This is a genomic window from Microbacterium sp. AR7-10, assembly GCF_001878835.1.
Lineage (GTDB): Bacteria > Actinomycetota > Actinomycetes > Actinomycetales > Microbacteriaceae > Microbacterium > Microbacterium commune.
In genome coordinates this window covers 1-19,037 of the sequence record NZ_MJIR01000033.1, presented here as the reverse complement: position 1 = coordinate 19,037, position 19,037 = coordinate 1, and the positions used below count along the sequence as shown (strand labels likewise).

General features: G+C 71.3%; 21 protein-coding genes. 11 read left to right on the top strand and 10 right to left on the bottom strand.

Annotated elements, in window-relative coordinates; genetic code table 11:
* Positions 1-33: 33 nt before the first annotated feature.
* The 3 genes from BFN01_RS02530 to BFN01_RS02520 all read left to right on the top strand — a co-directional run bounded on the left by BFN01_RS02530 (position 34) and on the right by BFN01_RS02520 (position 3,128).
* Positions 34-516, top strand: a complete 483-nt coding sequence (locus tag BFN01_RS02530; protein ID WP_071641203.1) for a hypothetical protein — start codon at positions 34-36, stop codon at positions 514-516.
* Positions 513-2,126 carry a DUF5671 domain-containing protein gene (locus BFN01_RS02525; protein WP_071641202.1) on the top strand — a complete coding sequence of 538 codons (1,614 nt, stop codon included), beginning with the start codon at positions 513-515 and terminating at the stop codon, positions 2,124-2,126. The genes BFN01_RS02530 and BFN01_RS02525 overlap by 4 nt, the downstream gene beginning before the upstream one ends.
* A gap of 63 nt (positions 2,127-2,189) precedes the next feature.
* On the top strand, positions 2,190-3,128 hold the full coding sequence (locus tag BFN01_RS02520; protein WP_071641200.1) for a VOC family protein: 939 nt from the start codon (positions 2,190-2,192) through the stop codon (positions 3,126-3,128).
* 52 nt (positions 3,129-3,180) lie between these two features.
* Here BFN01_RS02520 and BFN01_RS02515 read toward each other — a convergent pair whose 3' ends face one another.
* From BFN01_RS02515 to BFN01_RS02500, 4 genes are read right to left on the bottom strand one after another with little or no spacing between them, the layout of a single operon-like run.
* Positions 3,181-3,666, bottom strand: coding sequence for a MarR family winged helix-turn-helix transcriptional regulator (locus tag BFN01_RS02515; RefSeq protein WP_071641198.1), 486 nt, complete (start codon positions 3,664-3,666; stop codon positions 3,181-3,183).
* Between the two features lie 44 nt (positions 3,667-3,710).
* Positions 3,711-4,997 carry an NAD(P)/FAD-dependent oxidoreductase gene (locus BFN01_RS02510; protein ID WP_071641304.1) on the bottom strand — a complete coding sequence of 429 codons (1,287 nt, stop codon included), beginning with the start codon at positions 4,995-4,997 and terminating at the stop codon, positions 3,711-3,713.
* A gap of 11 nt (positions 4,998-5,008) precedes the next feature.
* Positions 5,009-5,665 carry a histidine phosphatase family protein gene (locus tag BFN01_RS02505; RefSeq protein ID WP_071641196.1) on the bottom strand — a complete coding sequence of 219 codons (657 nt, stop codon included), beginning with the start codon at positions 5,663-5,665 and terminating at the stop codon, positions 5,009-5,011.
* 60 nt (positions 5,666-5,725) lie between these two features.
* Positions 5,726-6,643: a DnaJ domain-containing protein gene (locus BFN01_RS02500; protein ID WP_071641194.1), complete on the bottom strand. Its 918-nt coding sequence runs from the start codon at positions 6,641-6,643 to the stop codon at positions 5,726-5,728.
* A gap of 32 nt (positions 6,644-6,675) precedes the next feature.
* On the opposite strand from BFN01_RS02500, the gene BFN01_RS02495 reads away from it, so the two are divergent.
* Positions 6,676-6,864 (top strand): hypothetical protein, encoded by a 189-nt coding sequence (locus tag BFN01_RS02495; RefSeq protein WP_071641192.1) that lies wholly within the window; start codon positions 6,676-6,678, stop codon positions 6,862-6,864.
* A 3-nt stretch (positions 6,865-6,867) separates the two neighbouring features.
* On the opposite strand, the gene BFN01_RS02490 is transcribed toward BFN01_RS02495, so the two are convergent.
* Both BFN01_RS02490 and BFN01_RS02485 read right to left on the bottom strand, forming a co-directional pair.
* A complete protein-coding gene (locus BFN01_RS02490; RefSeq protein WP_071641302.1) occupies positions 6,868-7,635 on the bottom strand; it encodes an alpha/beta fold hydrolase in 768 nt (255 codons plus the stop codon).
* A gap of 73 nt (positions 7,636-7,708) precedes the next feature.
* Positions 7,709-8,683 carry a DNA topoisomerase IB gene (locus BFN01_RS02485; protein WP_071641190.1) on the bottom strand — a complete coding sequence of 325 codons (975 nt, stop codon included), beginning with the start codon at positions 8,681-8,683 and terminating at the stop codon, positions 7,709-7,711.
* A 179-nt stretch (positions 8,684-8,862) separates the two neighbouring features.
* Here BFN01_RS02485 and BFN01_RS02480 point away from each other — a divergent pair, with 179 nt between their 5' ends.
* The 4 genes from BFN01_RS02480 to BFN01_RS02465 all read left to right on the top strand — a co-directional run bounded on the left by BFN01_RS02480 (position 8,863) and on the right by BFN01_RS02465 (position 12,220).
* Positions 8,863-10,353 (top strand): MATE family efflux transporter, encoded by a 1,491-nt coding sequence (locus tag BFN01_RS02480; RefSeq protein WP_071641188.1) that lies wholly within the window; start codon positions 8,863-8,865, stop codon positions 10,351-10,353.
* Positions 10,354-10,549: 196 nt separating this feature from the next.
* On the top strand, positions 10,550-10,957 hold the full coding sequence (locus BFN01_RS02475; protein ID WP_071641187.1) for a hypothetical protein: 408 nt from the start codon (positions 10,550-10,552) through the stop codon (positions 10,955-10,957).
* Positions 10,958-11,156: 199 nt separating this feature from the next.
* Entirely contained in the window at positions 11,157-11,828 is a 672-nt protein-coding gene (locus tag BFN01_RS02470) for an acyl-CoA synthetase (RefSeq protein WP_071641185.1), read from the top strand.
* Positions 11,825-12,220, top strand: a complete 396-nt coding sequence (locus BFN01_RS02465) for a hypothetical protein (protein ID WP_071641183.1) — start codon at positions 11,825-11,827, stop codon at positions 12,218-12,220. Before BFN01_RS02470 ends, BFN01_RS02465 begins: the two co-directional genes overlap by 4 nt.
* 6 nt (positions 12,221-12,226) lie before the next feature.
* On the opposite strand, the gene BFN01_RS02460 is transcribed toward BFN01_RS02465, so the two are convergent.
* The gene (locus BFN01_RS02460; protein ID WP_071641181.1) at positions 12,227-13,312 is read right to left on the bottom strand and encodes a sorbosone dehydrogenase family protein; all 1,086 of its coding nucleotides are present in this window, start codon (positions 13,310-13,312) and stop codon (positions 12,227-12,229) included.
* A gap of 102 nt (positions 13,313-13,414) precedes the next feature.
* On the opposite strand from BFN01_RS02460, the gene BFN01_RS02455 reads away from it, so the two are divergent.
* Positions 13,415-14,839: an MFS transporter gene (locus tag BFN01_RS02455; RefSeq protein WP_071641179.1), complete on the top strand. Its 1,425-nt coding sequence runs from the start codon at positions 13,415-13,417 to the stop codon at positions 14,837-14,839.
* 6 nt (positions 14,840-14,845) lie between these two features.
* Here the strand turns inward: BFN01_RS02455 and purB are convergent, their stop codons facing one another.
* Both purB and BFN01_RS02445 read right to left on the bottom strand, forming a co-directional pair.
* Positions 14,846-16,219, bottom strand: coding sequence for an adenylosuccinate lyase (purB, locus tag BFN01_RS02450; protein ID WP_071641177.1), 1,374 nt, complete (start codon positions 16,217-16,219; stop codon positions 14,846-14,848).
* A gap of 37 nt (positions 16,220-16,256) precedes the next feature.
* A complete protein-coding gene (locus BFN01_RS02445) occupies positions 16,257-16,769 on the bottom strand; it encodes a low molecular weight protein-tyrosine-phosphatase (RefSeq protein ID WP_071641175.1) in 513 nt (170 codons plus the stop codon).
* Positions 16,770-16,882: 113 nt separating this feature from the next.
* Here BFN01_RS02445 and BFN01_RS02440 point away from each other — a divergent pair, with 113 nt between their 5' ends.
* Both BFN01_RS02440 and BFN01_RS02435 read left to right on the top strand, forming a co-directional pair.
* Entirely contained in the window at positions 16,883-17,143 is a 261-nt protein-coding gene (locus tag BFN01_RS02440) for a hypothetical protein (protein WP_071641173.1), read from the top strand.
* Positions 17,140-18,444 (top strand): hypothetical protein, encoded by a 1,305-nt coding sequence (locus tag BFN01_RS02435; RefSeq protein ID WP_071641171.1) that lies wholly within the window; start codon positions 17,140-17,142, stop codon positions 18,442-18,444. Before BFN01_RS02440 ends, BFN01_RS02435 begins: the two co-directional genes overlap by 4 nt.
* Before the next feature lie 20 nt (positions 18,445-18,464).
* Here the strand turns inward: BFN01_RS02435 and BFN01_RS02430 are convergent, their stop codons facing one another.
* Entirely contained in the window at positions 18,465-18,866 is a 402-nt protein-coding gene (locus BFN01_RS02430; protein ID WP_071641169.1) for a phage holin family protein, read from the bottom strand.
* Positions 18,867-19,037 lie beyond the last annotated feature (171 nt).

Sequence of the window (19,037 nt, the reverse complement as noted above, 5' to 3'; positions counted from 1 at the left end):
TACCGCCGAGGTCGTATGCGCCACCATGGGCACATGAACGAAGTCGATGCGGCGAGCCCGCGATCTCAGTCAAGGCGATGGAGTCCGGTGATGCTCGGCCTGATCGCGGTCGTGGTCGTCGTGGTCGCCGTGGCGCTCGTCGCGATCTTCACCCGCGACGGCGACAGCGTGTACCCCGCCGACTCCCCGGAGGGCGTCGTGCAGCGGTACGCGCAGGCGGTCGTCGATGGCGACTCCGCCGCCGCACTGGCGTATCTGGTCCCCGAGTCAGCCGAGGAGTGCGAGCGGTGGGACACCGGCGCGGCCGACTACCGCATCACGCTGCTGCGCAGCACGGAGCGCGACACGACGGCACGGGTCGAGGTGATCGTCTCCGAGGTCGTCGGCGGCGGACCCTTCGGGCCCGACGAGTACCAGAACCAGGAGGTGTTCGACCTCGAACGCGTCGATGGCGACTGGAAGCTCGTGACGACGCCCTGGCAGTTCCGGATCTGCGCCGAGAAGGTGCAGCCATGACCGTCGCGGTGGTGCGGAGGCTCATCGTCTTCGCCTTGCTCTTCGCGCTCGTCTCGATCGCCGCGGTCGGCGTGGCGGGTCTGCTCGAGCGGGTGATCGGGCTCGGCTCCGTGCTCGTCACCGACACCGCCGGGCTCGCCAGGGCACTCGCCTTCGTCCTGATCGGTGCCCCGCTCGCGGTGCTCGTCTGGCGCTGGGAGCGCCGCCGACTGGCCGAGCCGCTGGAGCGCTCCTCGCTCGTGTGGTCCGTGTACCTGGCGGCGATGACGCTGACATCGCTCATCTTCGCCGTCGCGCTCGCGGCATCCGCCATCGCCGCGGGCATCGAGGGGGAGTGGCGGCCGAGCGAGGCGGCCGGGGCAGTCGTCTGGGCAGGTGTGTGGGTGTGGCATCGACGGATGCGTCGCAGTCCGGTCACCGCGCCGACGCGCCTGCCGGCGCTCAGCGTCGAGCTGTCGGCGCTGTTCGGTCTCGTCGTGGCGGCGGTCGGCGCCGGTTCCGCGCTGGCCGCGCTGATCTCACAGGCGCTCGCGCCGGTCGCGCCGGTGTTGCTCGATTCGCGACCGTGGTACACCGCGGTGCTGCAGCCGCTGGTCTGGGCGGCCGTCGGCGCGGTGGTGTGGTGGTGGCACTGGACGCGGGAGCAGGCATCCGGCACGCCCGATGCTCTCGCCCGCGTGCTGCTGGTGATCGTGGTGGCGGGCTCCGCCGGGGCCGCGCTCTTCGGGATCGGCACCGTGCTCCTCACCCTGCTGCGGCTGCTGTTCGACGACGATCCCGCGGCGGAGATCCTGTCGCCGCTCGGTGCGGCCGCCGGCGCCGCCCTGGTGGGCGCGATCATCTGCGACGCGCATGCGCGAATGCTGTCTGCGCGCGGTCCGCGGGTTCGCGGCGCCGCGCGGCTGGCCGTGTCCGGGGTAGCTCTCATCGGCGCGGCCAGCGGCTTCGGAGTCGTGGTCAACGCTCTCCTCGCCGAGCTCGACGCGACGCTGCTCGCCGACGACACGCGCACCCTGCTGCTGGGCGGTCTCAGTGCGCTCGTGGTGGGCACGGCGGCGTGGTGGGGCACCTGGCGTCCTGGTCGCGCGGTGACCGAAGAGCAGTCCGGAGACATCGCGCGCCGCGTCTACCTGGTGGTCGTCTTCGGCGCCAGCGCCGTGGTCGCGCTGGTGACCCTGCTGCTCATCGGCTTCCGGCTGTTCGAGGTGCTGCTCGCGGCCGGTGGCGCCTCCCGCATGCAGGGCGGACTCATCGAGCGCATCCGCGCTCCGCTCGGGCTGCTCAGCGCGACCGTGCTCGTCTTCATCTACCACTTCGTCGTCTGGCGACGCGATCGAGCGATCGCGCCGCCCACCAGCAGGGCACCGCGCGTCGAGCGCGTGGTGCTGGTCGCCGCTCGCGGATCCGAGCAGCTCGCCCAGCGCATCCGCGAGCTGGGCGGCGTGCGGGTGACGCTGTGGGAGGCATCCGACGATCGCACTCCCGCCACGGAGGCGGATGCCGACGAGATCGTGCGGCGGCTGCACGCGCTCACCGCGACGCGAGCCCTCGTCGTCGCCGGTGCCGGGCAGGCGCCGCGGGTGATCCCGCTGGCGGGATCGGCGGGCTGACCGCGGGAATGAATCGCCGGGGCGTTTAGTTGTAGGTTCAACAACAGTCCCACGGAGGCAGATATGAGCACCAGCGATTCCCGCACCGAGCACGCGTCCGCCGCGGGCCGCGTGCTCGACCCCGCAACCGATATGGATGCCGTCTCGCTGCGCGTCGGCGATCTCGAGACGATGTCGTCGTACTACGCGAACGCCCTCGCCCTGGAGCCGATCGAGGAGAGGACCCGCGGCGCCGAGGTGCACCGTGTGCTCGGTCGCGGCCGCGTGGCGATGGTCCGACTGATCAGCACGCCCGGCCTCCCGCCCGTCGATCCTCGCCAGGCCGGGCTGTTCCACACCGCGTTCCTGTTCGACGATGCGCCCGCGCTCGCTGCGGTCGTGCTGCGCGCCGCCCAGGATCAGCGCGGCTCCTTCACCGGCTCGAGCGACCACCTGGTCAGCGAGGCGTTCTACTTCACCGACCCGGAGGGCAACGGCATCGAGCTCTACGTCGACCGGGATCGCTCCGAGTGGCGCTACGAGAACGGTGAGCTGCAGATGGCGACCCTCCACCTCGATCCGAACGATTACCTTCGGCAGCACCTGGACGACGACACGCTGCGGAGCGTGGCCATGACCGCGGGCAGGGTCGGCCACGTGCACCTTCAGGTCGGGGACATCCCCACGGCCCGCGCCTTCTACATCGACGCGCTGGGATTCGAGACGACGGTCGCCAGCTATCCCGGAGCCCTGTTCGCGTCGGCAGGTGGCTATCACCACCACATCGCGATGAACACGTGGAACAGCGGCGGTGCGGGACCGCGCGCTGCCGGGCTCGGCCTCGGCGACGTGGCGATCACCGTTCCCGGGCGCGACGACCTCGATGCGCTCATCGCGCGGCTGCGCGAACACCGGCTGCCGTTCGCCGACGACGGCCGCTCCGTCATCGTCTCCGACCCGTGGGGCACGCAGGTCACCCTCGCGCTGCCCGGCGCCGACGTCGACGAGGTCCTCGCGCGATGACTCCGACAGGCGCGCCTCGCACCGACTCCCGAGCCTCAGTCGGTCGGCGTGGTCAGCTCATCCGGCTGGCCAGCATCCGCTGATCGGGGTCGAGTCGGGCCAGCAGCGTGACGGTGATCTCATGCAGCTGGCGACGCTGCTCGTCATCGAGCGCGTCGAAGACGAGGGAGCGCACCGTGCTCACGTGCTCCGGCGTCGCGCTGATCACTTTGCGACGTCCGTCCGGCGTGAGCTCCACGGTGGTCGCCCTGGCGTCGTCGGGGGTCGCGACGCGGCGCACGAGCTCGCGGCTCTCGAGCCGGCTGACGGCGTGCGAGAGGCGCGAGAGCGACGCGTTCACGCCGGTCGCGAGTGCGGTCATGCGCATGCGGCGGCCGTCAGCGAGCGCGAGCATCGAGAGGGTCGCGTAGTCGAAGTGCGTGAGCCCCGCATCGCGCAGCAGCTGCGCGTCGATCCGACTGGGCAGCAGCTCCAGCACCGCCGTGAGCGGTGCCCAGGTGCGGCGCTCCTCGTCGGTGAACGATCGTGATGTGCTCATGCGGCGATGGTACCGGGAGCAGTTGACGCTTCAATAATGTCGCGTCACACGCCGCGGTCGGCCAGCAGGACGCGCGCCGCGCGATCACCCGACACCAGCGCCCCGTCGATGGAGGGGCTCTGCCGGTGATCGCCGGCGACGTACAGGCGATCGACCACCCGCGTGGGCTCGGCCCGCAACGGCGGGTGCTGGGCAGGCAGCGCGTGGTGGATGTCGTCGCGTCGCAGCAGCGGCCAGCGCGTCGCATCCGTGCCCCAGATCTCGCCCAGCTGTCGACGCACCTCGACCTCCCCGGCCACGACCTGCGGGCCGAGGAGGCATGTGGCTTGGACCAGATGCCTGCCGGCGGGCGCGTAGCTCGGGGCGGCGTGCGAGATCACCGCGGTGTTGACGATGGGCCCTGATCGGCGTCCATCGACGGCGATCATGCCCGATGCCGCCGGCGCGGCCTCGGGCGCGAACCACCAGGTCTGCAGCCCGCGGGTGGGCGGCGCGTCGACGCCCGTGAGGGCGGTCAGGCGCTCGGGGCCCACTGCGACGATGACGGCGGCGGCCCTCATGGCATCCGCGCCCGCCGCATCGACCTCGACGTGATCCGATGCGGGGCGGACGCGATCGACGCGATGCCCGAGGCGTATCTCGGCGCCCGCCGCGCGGGCCTTCCGCGCCAGCTGCTCCGGCAGCGCCTGGATACCCTCGGCGGGCAGTCCGGGCGTGCCCAGCAGGAACATGCGCACCAGCCACCGGGTGAAGGCGTTCGAGGTGTCGAAGCGTGCGTCGGCGAGGACCCCGCTGAGGAACGGCTCCACCACCTCTGTGCGCAGCGGGCCGCGCAGCCCCGCACTGTCCCAGCTCTGGCGCGCAGACGTGTCGTGCCCGGCCGCCGCGCGGCGACGCAGCCGCGTCGGTGCGAGCAGGGCCGGGGCCGCCCAGCGTGCGAGCGCGATCACGTCCGCGGGGCGGACCAGTCCGCTGCGAAGAGTCTCGCCGATCGACAGCGGATGCCTGCGAGGATCGGCCAGGGTCACCAGCGTCGACCCGCCCACTCCGGCTGCGCTGTCGCGGCGTACCCGCACCCCCACCGGGAATGCCTGCAGTCGCAGGGCCGTCGCGTCGGCCCAGCGCCGCACCGACGGATAGGCGGGGTTCAGCACCTGGAACCCTCGATCGAGGAGGAAGCCATCGACGCGGTCGGTGCGCTGCCGACCGCCGACGGCGTCGGAGGCATCGAGCACCAGCACGTCCAGACCCGCCTCGGCCAGCACCGTCGCGGCCCGCAGGCCGGCGAGGCCCGCGCCTACGACGATGACATCGTGGTCTGCTCCTGGCATCCGCTCTCGCATCAGGATTCCGCCGGCTCCATGGGCAGGTGCGGCCCGTGGTTCCAGGCGAGGATCGCCGGCTGCTCGCGCGCGAATCCGAGCACCGACACCGAGCCCGCGTCGAGCGAGATCGACGCGGCGAATCGTGGTGCCTGGCGCAGGAACACCGCCGTGAGGATACGCAGATAGTGGCCGTGCGCGACGAGGGCGACATCTCCGGATGCCATCGCCGGCAGCACGCGGGTCAGCACACGCGACGCGCGTGCGGCGACCTCCTCGACGGTCTCGCCCGGCGTCTCGCCGCGGATCACCCCATGGGTGAACGTCGTCCAGCTGTAGCCGAGCTCCGCGCGGATCTCCTTCGTCGTGCGCCCCTCGTACCCGCCGTAGTCCCACTCGACCAGCAGGGGGTCGATGCCGGCATCCAGCCCCGCGAGCTCGGCCGTGCGGCGCGCCCGCTGCAGCGGCGAGCTGAGCACGAGGCGGAAGTCGTACCCCTGCACCAGCTCACCGGCCGCACGGGCGAGATCCTCACCGTGGGCGGTCAACGGGATGTCGGTCAGACCCGTGTGCCTGCCGGTGCGCGACCATTCGGTCTCGCCGTGGCGCAGCAGCACGAGCTTGCCCCGAGGGGCGTCGGGCGCGGGTCGATCGGGCAGCGGGTCGGTGGCATCCACGCTCTCACCGTAACCCTCGCTGCAGCCCCGGGCGCGGGCGCGCGCGGCTTCTCACGCGCCTCACGGCGAGAGCACGCGGACCGTGTGCGTCAATCGGCTTCGCACGTCGAACGCCTCGTTGCCGCCGAGCACGCGCGCTCCCGGCACTCCGGCGCGCAGCACCGAGCGCAGCGCGCTGCGACGCACGACCACGACCGGCACACCCCTGACGGAGCCGAGCGGCGTGATCGCGTCGTCGAGGTCGTCATCGGGAAGGATGAGGATCGCCCCGCCGAACCGCACGCGTGCAGCGCGCGCCACGATCCGCATGCGGGCGAGCAGGTCGCCGATGGGGGCGGCGCCGCCGACGTGGCTGCCGATGACCTCGCCCTGACGGAACCGCACCGGTCCGCCGAAGTCCTCCGACCGGAGGCCGTACAACCCGGTCGGGCTGAGCACGACGTGATCGAGCTTCCCCTCCTCGTCCTCGCCGGTGGCGACGTCATACCACGCCGTGAACCCGATGCCGAGCTCGTCGATCGCCGTGGCCGTGGCCTCCTCCGCCAGCGCGTCGGCCAGCATCCGACGCGCCTGCCACGATGCCGCGTGCACGACGAGCGGGTCGTAGGCCTCGGCATCCGTCGCCTCGTGACCGAGCTGCTCGGCGAGCAGCTCACGGTAGCGGCGACGGCGCCACGCGCCCGCCTGCCCGTGCGAGCGCCCGCGCGGGCGGGTGCCCGTCGCGCCCGGAGTCGACGGACGCGCAGCCCAGGACGTCGTCCCCCTCCCGCGGTCGTAGGCGGCGCGCGCGGCCGAGGTGCCGACCAGCTCCCAGGCCCGCTGCACGCGCACGAAGACGGCCGCGTCGCCCCCGGTGTCGGGGTGCGACTGGCGCAGCCGCAGCCGGTAGGCGCGGCGCAGGTCGTCGTCGCTCACCTGGGGCGTGACACCGAGAACCTCGTACGCGGATGCCGAGAGCGGGCCGTCGAAGGTCACCATCACACGTTAGACGCTTCTTCTAGGCTGGAGGCATGACCAAGAGCACCCTGTGGACCATCGTCGCCGTCGTCGTCTCGGTCGTCATCGCGTTCTGGATCGTGAACGTGCTGTTCTCGCTGATCTGGTTCATCGCGAAGCTGGCGATCGTCGCCGTCGTCGCGGTGATCGTCTTCGTCGTCATCCGCGCGCTCATGGCCCGCTCCCGCGGCGAGCGGCGCTGAGCCTCAGCCCCGCAGGAATTCCAGCGCCGCGACGCGGAACGCCTTCGCCCCCGGGGCGTTGAAATGATGTCTGCCGGGGATCTCGAAGAACGTGGCCTGCGGGGCTGCCTCGGCGAGCCGCCGCGAGCCCTCGAGCACCCCGTCCAGCGCTCCGGTCGCGAACAGCACCGGCTGCTGCGGGGCGTGCGCGGGATCCGGGTCGATCGACCGCGAATCGCGCATGCCCTCGGCCAGGGCGAGCAGGGCGTGCATGTCGTTGCCCGCCACCCGCTCGGCCAGCGTGATGTAGCTCTGCGTCACCGGATCGGCGACGGGCGTGCCGTCCGTGGCATATCGGCGCACCTGGTCGGTGTCGAGCCGATCCAGCGGGATGCCGTCGGGCACGCCGCCCAGCACCGCGCGCGGAATGCGGTCGCCGAGGTCCAGCGCGACCTGCCAGCCGACCCGCGCACCGAGGGAATAGCCCACGTACAGGGCCTCGTCGATGAGGAACGTGTCGAGCACCGACTCGACGTCGCGCGCGAGGCTGCGCACCGTGTAACCGGCCGAGTCGTGCGGTTTCTGGCTCGCGCCGTGACCGCGCTGGTCGATGCCGAGGATCCGGAAGCCCTCGCGCTCGAGCATCCGCACCCAGCCGGTGTGCACCCAGGTGTCGGCCGTGCTCGATGCGAACCCGTGCACGAGCACGACCGTCGGCCCGCTCGCGTCACCCCACGAGTACGTCGCGAGAGCGACGCCGTCGCCGACCTCGACGTACTGGGGCTCGGGCATCTCGGTGAGTGCGGAGAGGATGTCGACCACACCACCATCATGCTCCTGCAGCACCGATGCCGGCGCCTCACCGTCAGCCGAACAGCGTCACCAGCTGGCCCTCCACCCGTCGCGCCGGGTCGACGACGACGCCCTCGTCGTACAGGTCGAACACGCGCGGGTCGATGTAGCTGGCACGGGCCACGGCGGGAGTGTTGCCCAGGGCGGATGCTGCCACGCGCACGGCCTGGGCGGCGGCGCGCGAGCGCGCAGTCGCGGTGGGCTTCAGGCCGATCTGCGCCAGGGCGACGGCAGCCGAGATGGTGCCGTGCAGCGTGCGGAAGTCCTTCGCCGTGAAATCGCCGCCGGTGCGCAGCCGGACGTCGTCGTTGATCTCGGCGGCGCGGAGCGGGTGCCACGCGGCGGCACGGGCCGTGTCGTCCTGCCAGCTGAGCAGCAGCGAGCGACTGCCGCGGCGTTTCAACCCGGAGATGAGCATCGCGAGGTCGGCGTCATCGACCTCGGATTCCCAGGGCTGGCCGCTCTTGCCGGGAAAGCGCAGCTCGACGACCCGGCCGCCGCGCACCCTGGCATGCGATCCGCGCAGGGTGACCAGCCCGATGCTGCCGTGCGCCTTGGCGTACTGCTCCGATCCCACTCGCAGCAGGGCCGAGTCGAGCATCCGGAACGCACCCGCGAGCAGTCGCGGCCGGCCGAAGCCGTCGGTGCGCAGATCGTGGGTCACCCCACGGCGGGCGCTCGGCAGCACCTCGGCGAGCTGCAGCATGCGATCGAACTTCTCGCGCGCCATCCGCTCATGCCACGCGGGGTGGTAGATGTACTGCCGTCGGCCCGCGGCATCGATTCCCGTCGCCAGGATGTGCCCGTTGGCATGCGGGCACATCCACACGTCGGTCCACGCGGGCGGCACGACGAGGGCGCGCAGACGTTCGAGCATCGCCCGATCGTCGACCGGGGTGCCGTCCGCCGTCAGGAACCGGTAGCCGCGACCGTGACGCATCCGCCGGATGCCCGGGGCGTGCGGGTCGCTTCGACGTAGGCGTGTCATGCATCCGGACTACCCAACCGGCCCGATCGCAGGCAAGCCCCTGGCGTGGACGGAGGGAAAGAAATATGCGGCTGCGGCTCGACCGTTTCGAAACGATTCGATAGACTGTCCGAGCGGCGCCGTGACGATCCACGGTGCCGCCGTCTTTTTGCCGGCATCCCTCGTTCCCCCGGATCATCATGGCCACCACCCTCATCACGGGGCGCCCTTGGCGCGTCATCCTGCTCTTCTCCGTGCCCCTGCTCATCGGCAACGTCGTGCAGCAGCTCTACCAGTTCGTCGACACGATCGTCGTCGGGCGACAGCTCGGCGTCGACTCGCTCGCTGCGGTCGGCGCGACCGGCAGCCTGATCTTCCTCATCATCGGCTTCGCGTGGGGTCTCGCCAGCGGGTTCGCTATCCCGACCGCGCAGGCGTTCGGCGCCGGGGATGCCCGCGGGGTGAGCCGCTCGGTCGCCACGGGAACCCTGCTCACCGCTGTCACCAGCCTGATCCTCACGGTGCTCGGGCCGCTCATCGCGCGCCCGTTCCTCGAGCTGCTGCAGACGCCGTCCGAGCTGCTCGCCGAGGCCACGACCTTCACCCAGGTGACGTTCATCGGCGGCAGCACGATCATGTTCTTCAACTACCTGGCGGCCATCATCCGCGCTATCGGCGACTCGACCACGCCGCTGGTGTTCCTCACCATCTCGTGCGGATTGAACGTCGGTCTCGTGATCCTCATGGTCGGCCCGCTGGGCTGGGGCGTCGCCGGCGCGGCCCTGGCCACGGTGATCGCGCAGGCCGTCTCGGTTCTGCTCTGCCTCGGATACCTGTGGCGGAAGCTGCCCGTGCTGCACGTGCACCGCGATGACTGGAAGGTGCGCCGCGCCGACGCGCTCGAGCACCTGCGACTCGGCCTGCCGATGGGATTCCAGGCATCCATCATCGCGATCGGCGCCCTCGCGGTGCAGGTGGCGCTGAACACGCTCGGCGCCGACGCCGTCGCCGCGTACACCGCCGCATCCCGCATCGACGGCCTCGCCGTCGCCCTTCTCGCCTCGCTGGGGCTGGCCTCGTCGATGTACGCCGCGCAGAACCTGGGCGCCCGCCGCCCCGACCGCATCCGCCGGGGCACGGTCCAGGCGCTGTGGATGGCCATCATCACCTCGGTGCTGCTCGGCGTGATCATGATCGCGTTCGGTGCGTCGGTGGTGCGCCTGTTCGTCGGCGACGGATCCGATCGGGTCGTCGACCTCGCCCATCAGATGCTGATCATCAACGGCGTCAGCTACGCCGCCCTCGGTGTGCTGTTCGTGCTGCGCGGCGTGCTGCAGGGTGTCGGCCGGGTCGCCATTCCCACCATCACCGGTGTGGTCGAGCTGGTCGCGCGTGTGATCGCCGCGGTCGCGCTGGGCGCGGTGTGGGACTTCGCGGGCGTCGCCCTCAGCAATCCGCTCGCCTGGATCGGTGCCGTCGTGATCCTCGTGCCGGCGTACGTCTCCGCCCATCGCGGGTTCGGCAGGCTGCCCGTCGAACCGGTCGAGACCACGCTGACCACGCCCATGCCGGTGATCGGCCCGTCGGAGGGGTCGCGGACGGTGGATGCCGTGTTCACCGCCCCCGTGCCTGTGGTCTCGGGCCGGTTGAGCTCGCTGCGCCTGCCCCGGAGGGGGCGCCGCCTGCGCTGAGCGCGCGCCGCCGAGAGGTGCGGACGGCGCGGAATCGGGCCGTCACGAGCCGTTCACGCGTCATCCCTCAGGATGATGCCGAATCGTTCCCCTGGCTGACGCACAAGCCGGATCTCCGCGCGTAACCTGGCTGACACGAGCACGCCGCGATGCGGCGTGCGGATGACCGGGGGGTCGGGGAATGTCCAGTCTTGCAGTGGCCAACATGTTGGCATCCGTGCTCGTGCCCATCGGCAACGCCGGCGCGGTTCTGGCGGTGGTCTGCGCACTCATCTTCGCTCTCGCCTTCGCACGGGGGTCGGCTGGGCTCGCGGGCGGCGCCGCCGGCGTCTGGATCCTGGGTGCGCTGCTGAGCCTCTGCGCATCGTTCGCCACGGTGTGGACCCCGGTGGTCGTCTCGCTGAGCGCGCTCGCCGCCGCCTTCGTCGTCGGCGTGCTCGGGCGAGTGCTGCTGCGGGCGGCGCGCAGGCCGCGCGCCGCGCCGGCCGCCGCAGCCGCCCCCGCAGATGCCGTGCCGGGGACGGCCAAGCCGGCCGCGGCGCGCATCACGGGGCGCAGCGCACCGGCTCGGGCGGGCGCCGAGACCGTCCGCGTCGCCTCCTGATCCGGGCCCGGTCGACGCTGAGGCGACTCGGCGTTGCGAGGTCGATCAGGCACGGTTTCGCACGCGTCGCCGTACCGAAGTGACCCCGGATGCCATCGCGGATGCCCGCGGCGCGGCCCGCGCGGCGGCCCCACCACCGTCGAGGCGGTGCAGGGGTCGCGCGACGTAGACTGGTCGGGTCACCGATCTGAGGACTGTCATGCCCGCCGCTTCCCGCTCGCGCACCGCGCGCCCCGCTGCGGTGCGCCCGTTCACCGCGCGCACCGTGCAGCTCGCTCGCGCACTGATGGCGGCCGTCGCCGCCCTCATGATCACGTTCTCTCCCGATCACTCCGCCGCCGTCGGCCTGGCGGTGTTCGGCGGCTTCGCGATCGTCACGTCCCTCGTGCTGATCGTCGCCGCGATCATCGTCCACGGCCCGGGCCAGCGCTGGCCCTCGGTGCTGATGGGCGCGATCACCCTGGTCCTCGGCATGGCCGCGAGCATCCCGACCTGGCGCACGGACGCGCTGTTCTTCGTGCTCGTGATCACCTGGGCGGCGCTGACCGGTCTCGTCGAGCTGATCTCGGGCATCCGGTCGCGGGGCCAGGAGGGCTCTCGCGACGCGATCACGGTCGGCGGGCTGGGGCTTCTGCTCGCCGCGCTGCTGCTGATCGTGCCCGTCGGATTCGTGCAGAACTACGCCGTCGAGGGGCACGCCATGTCGCTCACCGGCATCATCATCGGCGTGGGACTGTTCGGCGGCTACGCCGCGATCGTGGCGGTGTTCCTCGGCATCGCGGGGCTCGCACCCGCCGCGACGAGCACCGCGACGACGAGCGAGACGACTGCCGGGGCCGACCGCCTGGCCGACCACGGAGGAGAGGCATGACCGACCACAAGCCGACGCGCAAAGAGATCCTGCGCCCGCTGCACCTCGTGGGCATCGCCCTCGCCGCCGGCGTCTTCGCGACCGTCGTGACCCTCGTCTCGACCGGGGCGTTCACCGAGCGCGTGAACCTCTCCATCGCCAAGGGCACCTACGAGGGCCTCACCCCGCTGGGCCTGGGACTGGTCATCGGCGGCGCCTCGTTCATCGTCACCCTCCTCGGGCTCGCCATGCTCATGCTCGCGGTCGACCCCGCAGACGTCACCAGGACCATCGATCGCCCGGTGCTCCTCGACCACGACCCGTCGTCGTCCGCCCCCGAGAGCGGCCAGACCGGCGCACCGCGGAGCGGCGAGCGTCGTGATGGCGGCGACGGTCCGGCCACGGCATCCTGACCCGCCTCATCCCTCCGGCAGCGTGAGCTGCAGCAGCCGATCGTCGTCGCGCCCCGGTGATCCCCGACCGTCGGTGTTGTTCGTCAGCACCCAGAAGGTGCCGCCGGGACCGGCGACCACGTCGCGGAGCCGGCCGAATCGGCCGGTGTAGACCGCCCAGGGTTCGATGCTCGGTGTCGTCGTGTCGTACAGCCAGAGCCGCGCACCGCGCAGACCAGCGACGTACACGACGTCGTCGATCACGGCGATGCCGCTGGGGCTCGCTTCGTCTGGCGCCCACACGGCGACCGGATCGATCGTGTCGTCGGCGCGCCCGAACCCCTCGTGGTCGGGCCAGCCGTAGTCGCCGCCCGCCTCGATGCGGTTCAGCTCGTCCCACGTGTCCTGCCCGAACTCGCTCGCCCACAGGGTGCCGTCATCACCCCACGCGAGTCCCTGCACGTTGCGGTGGCCGAGGCTGTACACCGCTGTGCCGAACGGGTTGCCGCGCGCCGGCTCGCCCTCCGGCGTCACCCGCAGGATCTTTCCGCCGAGGAAGTCCCGATCCCGAGCACGATCACGCTGCCCCGCGTCGCCGGTGGCGATGTACAGCATCCCGTCCGGTCCGAAGGCGATCCGCCCGCCGTCGTGATTCGATGCCCGCGGGATGTCGGCGACCACCACCTCGGCCGCGTCGACGTCCAGCGTCAGCGAGCCGGGCTCGCCGGTCAGCGGCATCCGCACGACCCGGTTGTCGTCCGCCGCACCGTGATAGGCGTACAGCCAGCGCGTCTCGCCATCGACGAGCAGCGCGAGGCCGTGCAGGCCCGACTCGCCACCCGACACGACACCGGGCACGATCCCGGCCTCGCGCAGGTCTCCGGATGCCGTCAGCTCGAGCACCTCGCCGCCGTCGCGCTGCGAGATCAGCGCCCCGCCGCGGTCGAGGCGCACCACCGACCACGGCGCCGCCAGCCCCGACACGAGCGTGATCGGCTCGGTGTTCGCCGTGTCGGTCGGGTCGACGGCGGGCGGGGTCGGGATGCCGGGGGCCGAGCAGCCCGCGAGAACGAGAGCGCCGAGCACCAGCGCCGGTGCGACGCGTCGTCTCATCGGCCGCTCCTCTCACGCGTGTGCCCTCCAGCATCCGTCACTTCGCGCCGTCGATCCACCCTCGGCGGGAATACATCCGCCACGCGGCGCCTTGGCCCTGTCATGACCGTCTCCGTCGATCGCGCCTCCGTCGGTCTGCGATCGGAGCGCGGGCCCGTGCTCGGTGCGCTCATGCTCGCCACGGGGCTCATCGCGATCGACACGACGATCCTGGCCACCGCGGTGCCCACGGTCGTGCGAGATCTCGGCGACTACCAGCTGTTCCCGTGGCTGTTCTCGGTCTACCTCCTCGCGCAGGCGGTGAGCGTGCCGATCTACTCGCGCTTCGCCGACACCATCGGTCGCAAGCCCATCATCCTGATCGGGATCGGCCTGTTCCTGGCGGGATCGGTGCTCTGCGGGTTCGCGTGGAGCATGGTCACGCTCATCCTGTTCCGTGTCGTGCAGGGTCTCGGCGCCGGGGCCGTGGGCCCGATGGCCATGACGATCGTGGGTGACATCTACACGGTCGGCGAGCGGGCCAAGGTGCAGGGCTACATGGCCAGTGTCTGGGCGATCTCGTCGGTCGTGGGCCCGTCGCTCGGCGGCATCTTCGCCCAGCTGGATGCCTGGCGGTGGATCTTCTTCATCAACGTGCCGCTGTGCCTGCTGGCCGGATGGATGCTGGTGACGAGGTATCACGAGCAGGTGGAACGGCACCGGCACCGCATCGACTACCTCGGCGCGGTGCTGTTGACGCTCGGCCTCACGGGGATCATCCTCGGACTGCTCGAGGGCGACAGCGCCTGGGCATGGCTGTCGTGGCAGAGTGCGATCTGCTTCATCGGGGGCGGGCTGCTGCTCGTCGTCTTCGCCTTCGTCGAGAAGCGCGCAGCCGAGCCGATCATCGACTTCGCGCTCATCACCCGGCGGCTCATCCTCACCTGCACGGCTGTCGCCTTCGGGGTCGGTGCGCTCACCGTCGGCGTGACGACCTTCGGGCCCGCGTACCTCGAGGGCGCCGGCGGGGCCATCCCCCTGGTCTCCGGCCTCGCGGTCGCTGCACTGAGCATGGGCTGGCCGCTCGCGGCATCCCTCGTCGGCAGGCTGTATCTGCGCATCGGATTCCGGCGCACGGTGCTGATCGGCATGTCCATCACAACCGTCGCGGCGGCCGGCCTGGTGCTCATCGCGCCGTGGCCGAACCCGCTGCTGTTCGCGGTCGTCGCCTTCGTGCTCGGATTCGGGCTGGGGTGGACGGCCGCCCCGACGCTGATCGGCGCTCAGGCCGCGGTCGGCTGGGGAGAGCGGGCGGCCGTCACGGGAATGAACGGCTTCGCCCGGTCGGCCGGAAGCGCGGTCGGCGTGGCCGTGCTCGGCGCCATCTCCAACTCGCTGCTCGACGCGGGCGAGGGTGCGGGCGACGCCGCCACGGTCGTCTGGGCGTCGACGTGGGTGTTCGTCGGCGCTGCCGTCTTCGCGGCGCTGACCCTGCTCGCGGCGGTCCTCATGCCCCGCGACGGCGTGCCCGACCCCGACGCGGTGTGACCGGGCTCAGCGAGCCAGGCGCTCGGCGATGCCGGTGTACGTCGCCGGAGTCAGCGCGAGCAGGCGCTGCTTCGCGGCATCCCCGATCTCGAGCTTCCCGACGAACTCCGCCAGCTCCGCCGCGCCCACGCGGTGACCACGGGTGAGCTCCTTGAGCAGCGCATACGGGTCGCTGATCGTCGAGCGGCCGGCGACCACCTCGGCGCGGATGACGGTCTGGATGGCCTCGGCGAGCACCTCCCAGTTGTGGTCGAGGTCGTCGAGCAGCACCTCGCGGCGCAGCGAGATCGCGTTCAGCCCGCGGCGCAGGTTGTCGAGCGCGAGCAGCGAGTGCCCGAACGCGACGCCGATGTTGCGCTGCGTGGTGGAGTCGGTGAGGTCGCGCTGCAGACGGCTCGTGACGAGGGTCTGAGAGAGGGAGTTCAGCAGCGCGCCCGACAGCTCGAGGTTGGCCTCGGCGTTCTCGAACCGGATCGGGTTGATCTTGTGCGGCATCGTCGACGAACCGGTCGCGCCGGCGACGGGGATCTGCGCGAAGTAGCCCAGCGAGATGTACGTCCAGATGTCGGTGGCGAGGTTGTGCAGGATGCCGCCGGCGTGGCGCACCCGGTCGTACAGCTCGACCTGCCAGTCGTGCGACTCGATCTGCGTGGTGAGCACGTTGAACCCCAGGCCCATGCCCTCGATGTACTCGCGGGCGATCGTGGGCCAGTCGGCATCCGGATCGGCCGACAGGTGCGCCGACCACGTGCCGGTCGCGCCGGAGAACTTCGCCAGGTAGTCGGATGCCGCGATCTGGCCGCGCACGCGCTCGAGGCGCCATGCGAAGACGGCGAGCTCCTTGCCCATGGTCGACGGGGTCGCGGGCTGTCCGTGCGTGCGCGACAGCATGGCCGCGTCGGCGTGCTCGACGGCCAGCTCGCGCAGCTTCGCGATCACGAGGTCGAGGGCGGGCAGCCACACCTGCTCGACGGCGCGCTTGACGGTGAGGGCGTAGGAGGCGGAGTTGATGTCCTCACTGGTGCACGCGAAGTGGGTGAGCTCGGCGATGGCATCCAGGCCCAGCGTCTGCAGGCGATCGCGCACGAGGTACTCGATGGCCTTCACATCGTGCTGCGTGACGGCCTCCTTCTCGGCCAGCCAGTCGATCTCGGCCTGACCGAAGTCGCGGTACAGCGCGCGCAGTCGCTCCTTATCGGCATCCGCCAGCGGCGACGTCTCGAACAGCGACCGGTCGGTCAGCGCGATCAGCCACTCCACCTCGACCTCGACGCGGGCGCGGTTGAGCCCTGCCTCGGACAGGTAGTCGGCGAGGCCGGAGACGGCGGCCTGATAGCGACCGTCGAGGGGGCTGAGCGGCTGGGTCGGGAGCGAGGGCAGAGAAGTCAGGGCAGGTCCTCCTGCTCAGGGTCCCGCGTCACGCGAGACGGCGATGGGATGCCCGCACAGCCGGTTCGAGCTGGGCGAAGAGGCCGCGGGTGGCGGTCTCAATCATACCGAGCACCGAATCGAACATCGCAGGGCCGGCGTAGTAAGGATCCGGCACGTCCATGCTCGACGCGTGCGGGTCGAACGCGCGCAGCAGAGTGACCTTGCCCTCATCGTCCTCGTTGTGGGCCCAGGCCCGCAGAATGCGCTCGTGGGTGCGATCGAGCGCGACGATCAGATCGTTCTCCGAGAAGGCTGCAGCGCTGAACTGCCTGGCGCGATGGTGCGACCCGTCGAGTCCGCGCCGACTGAGGGCGTCGAGCGTGCGACCGTCCGCGCGCTCGCCCACGTGCCAGTCGCCGGTGCCGGCGCTGCGCGAGATGACGCGCGCGCCGAGCCCGTTCTGCGCGGAGAGCGCACGAAGCACCACTTCGGCCATCGGGGAGCGACAGATGTTGCCTGTGCAGACGAAGATGACGCGGAAGGGATCCGGGTCGGTCATCACACCATTGTGCCCGCAACCACCTCCGTCCCCAATCGCGGATCCTGTCGACTTGTGCACAGCTGCCGGGATTCGCGGGGGTCAGGGCGCGCAGAGCCGCGCACCCTGGAGACATGCTCACGATCACCCCTCCCGGCGCATCGTCGGCTGACGAGATGGCCGCCCTCCTCGGCGGCGTGCGCCTGCTCGACGATGCGTTCGACACGCTCACGCAGGTGCGCATCGAGCTGTCGCGGCTGATCGCCGACTCCCACTGGCGAGCGGATGCCGTCGAGATCCTGCGCGCCTCGCTCATCGAACGACGCCGCGAGGCCGACGCGCACAGCGCGGAGGTCGTCGCGCATCGCGATGACTGCCTCCGGGGGATCACATGAGCGGCGACCTGCAGATCACCGGCGGGGGAGCGATCGCCGTCGACCCCGACCAGATGCGGGCGGTGTCCGATCGGATGGCCGCGGTGGCCGCGCGGCTGGCCGACGCCGGGGAGAGCGTCCGCCGCGCGCACCGGGTGCTCGCCGCGACGCGCAGCGCGCCGACGTGCATCGATCTGTCGGCGCTGTGGGTGACGGCGCACAGGCTCGCAGACGAGAGTGCGGATCTCGCCGCCGATGCCGCGGGCACGGCGATCATGGCGGATGCCTTCGAACTGGCCGATCTGCGCGCCGAGCAGGAGATGCTCTCGATCAGGCGGCCGACAGAAGCCGACCGCCTGCAGACCCGCATCGATGAGCTGCTCGCCTCGAACGAGCAGCTGGACACCATGGCACTCACCCTCACCTCGACGTGGCAGGCATCATCCACGACGGGCCTCTTCGACCAGTCGCTGGATTCGATCGCGTGGGGCGCCTACAGCATGCACGCCGCGCTTCCGATGCGGATGCTCGTCGGCATGCTCCGCGACGGCACGGCGGCGGCCGGAACGGTCCCGCGCGGCACCGTCATCACGGGGGCCGCACCGCCCGTCGCCGTCCGGCGGGTGTCGACGTCATCCGTCACGGGATCGGCCGTGACGCTCACGCAGCTCGTCACGCGTCTGCCCGGCGGCGCAGCACAGGTCGCCGTCGAGAAGCGCACCCACGCCGGTGGTGCGGTCTCATTCGTCGCCTACATCGACGGCACGCGCCGAATGACCAGCGGCGGCAGCGACCCGTGGGACATGGGATCGAACTGGGACCTCTACGTCGACCGCGAGCAGAGCGCGGCGTACGCGGCGACCGTCGAGGCGCTCCGGCTGGCGGGTGCGGAGGAGGGGGCGCGCGTGGACCTGGTCGGATACTCGCAGGGCGCGGCGATCGCCGGGGCCGTGGCGATGAGCGGCATGTACCAGACGCCCCGGGTGATGATCGTCGGGAGCCCTGCCGTGCCGTCACTGGGCGCGGATCAGACCCTCATCCGCATCTTCCACACCGACGACCCGGTCGGCGCCGGCTTGACCGCGGGCGGCCCGGCACATGCGACCGGATCGCCGCAGAGCATCACCGTCTCGCGCGAGTACGCGACGAAGAACGAGCTCAGCTCGGTTCCTTCGCACTTCCGCGATGCCTACGACGAGACGATCTCCCGGGCGGACGCCTCGGGTGACGCGCGCGTGAGGAGTCTGCACGCGAGTCTCCGGGCGGAGGCCGGTGACATCGTCTCGGTCGAGCGTATGGAGTTCCAGGCGACGCGGCCGTGAGCCCAGGGCGGGTGCGCCGATCAGCGGCGCTTCTTCTTCTCCTGCGGTCGCAGGATGCCGCCGAGGATCGCGTTGATGACCGAGATCAGGAAAGCCGCGACCACACCCCACCAGAACGATTCGACGGTCAGCCCCCAGCTGAACGCGCTGGTGATCCACGCGGTGATCCAGAGCAGCAGGCCGTTGATGACGAACGAGATCAGGCCGAGCGTGAGGATGTACAGCGGGAACGCCACGATGCGGATCACCGTGCCGATGATCGAGTTGACCAGCGCGAAGACCGCACCGACGGCGAGCAGGGTCAGCGCGACCTGCAGGTCGCCGCCAGGGGCGAACGGCCGGATGCCGACTCCGAGAACCGAGATCAGCGTGACGACCCAGACGGCGAAGGCGTTGATGACGACGCGGATGAGGAATCGCATGTGCTGATCCTGTCACGCATCCGCTCTTGCGCGAAGGGACGGGACGGCGGCGTTGCACGGCGACGGCCGCTCTTAGACTGATCCCGTGACCGAGCCGACCCTGCCCCGCATCCGTCCCGAGATCGCCGCCCTGCCGCCGTACCGCCAGGGCAAGCAGGCGGGGCCGGACGC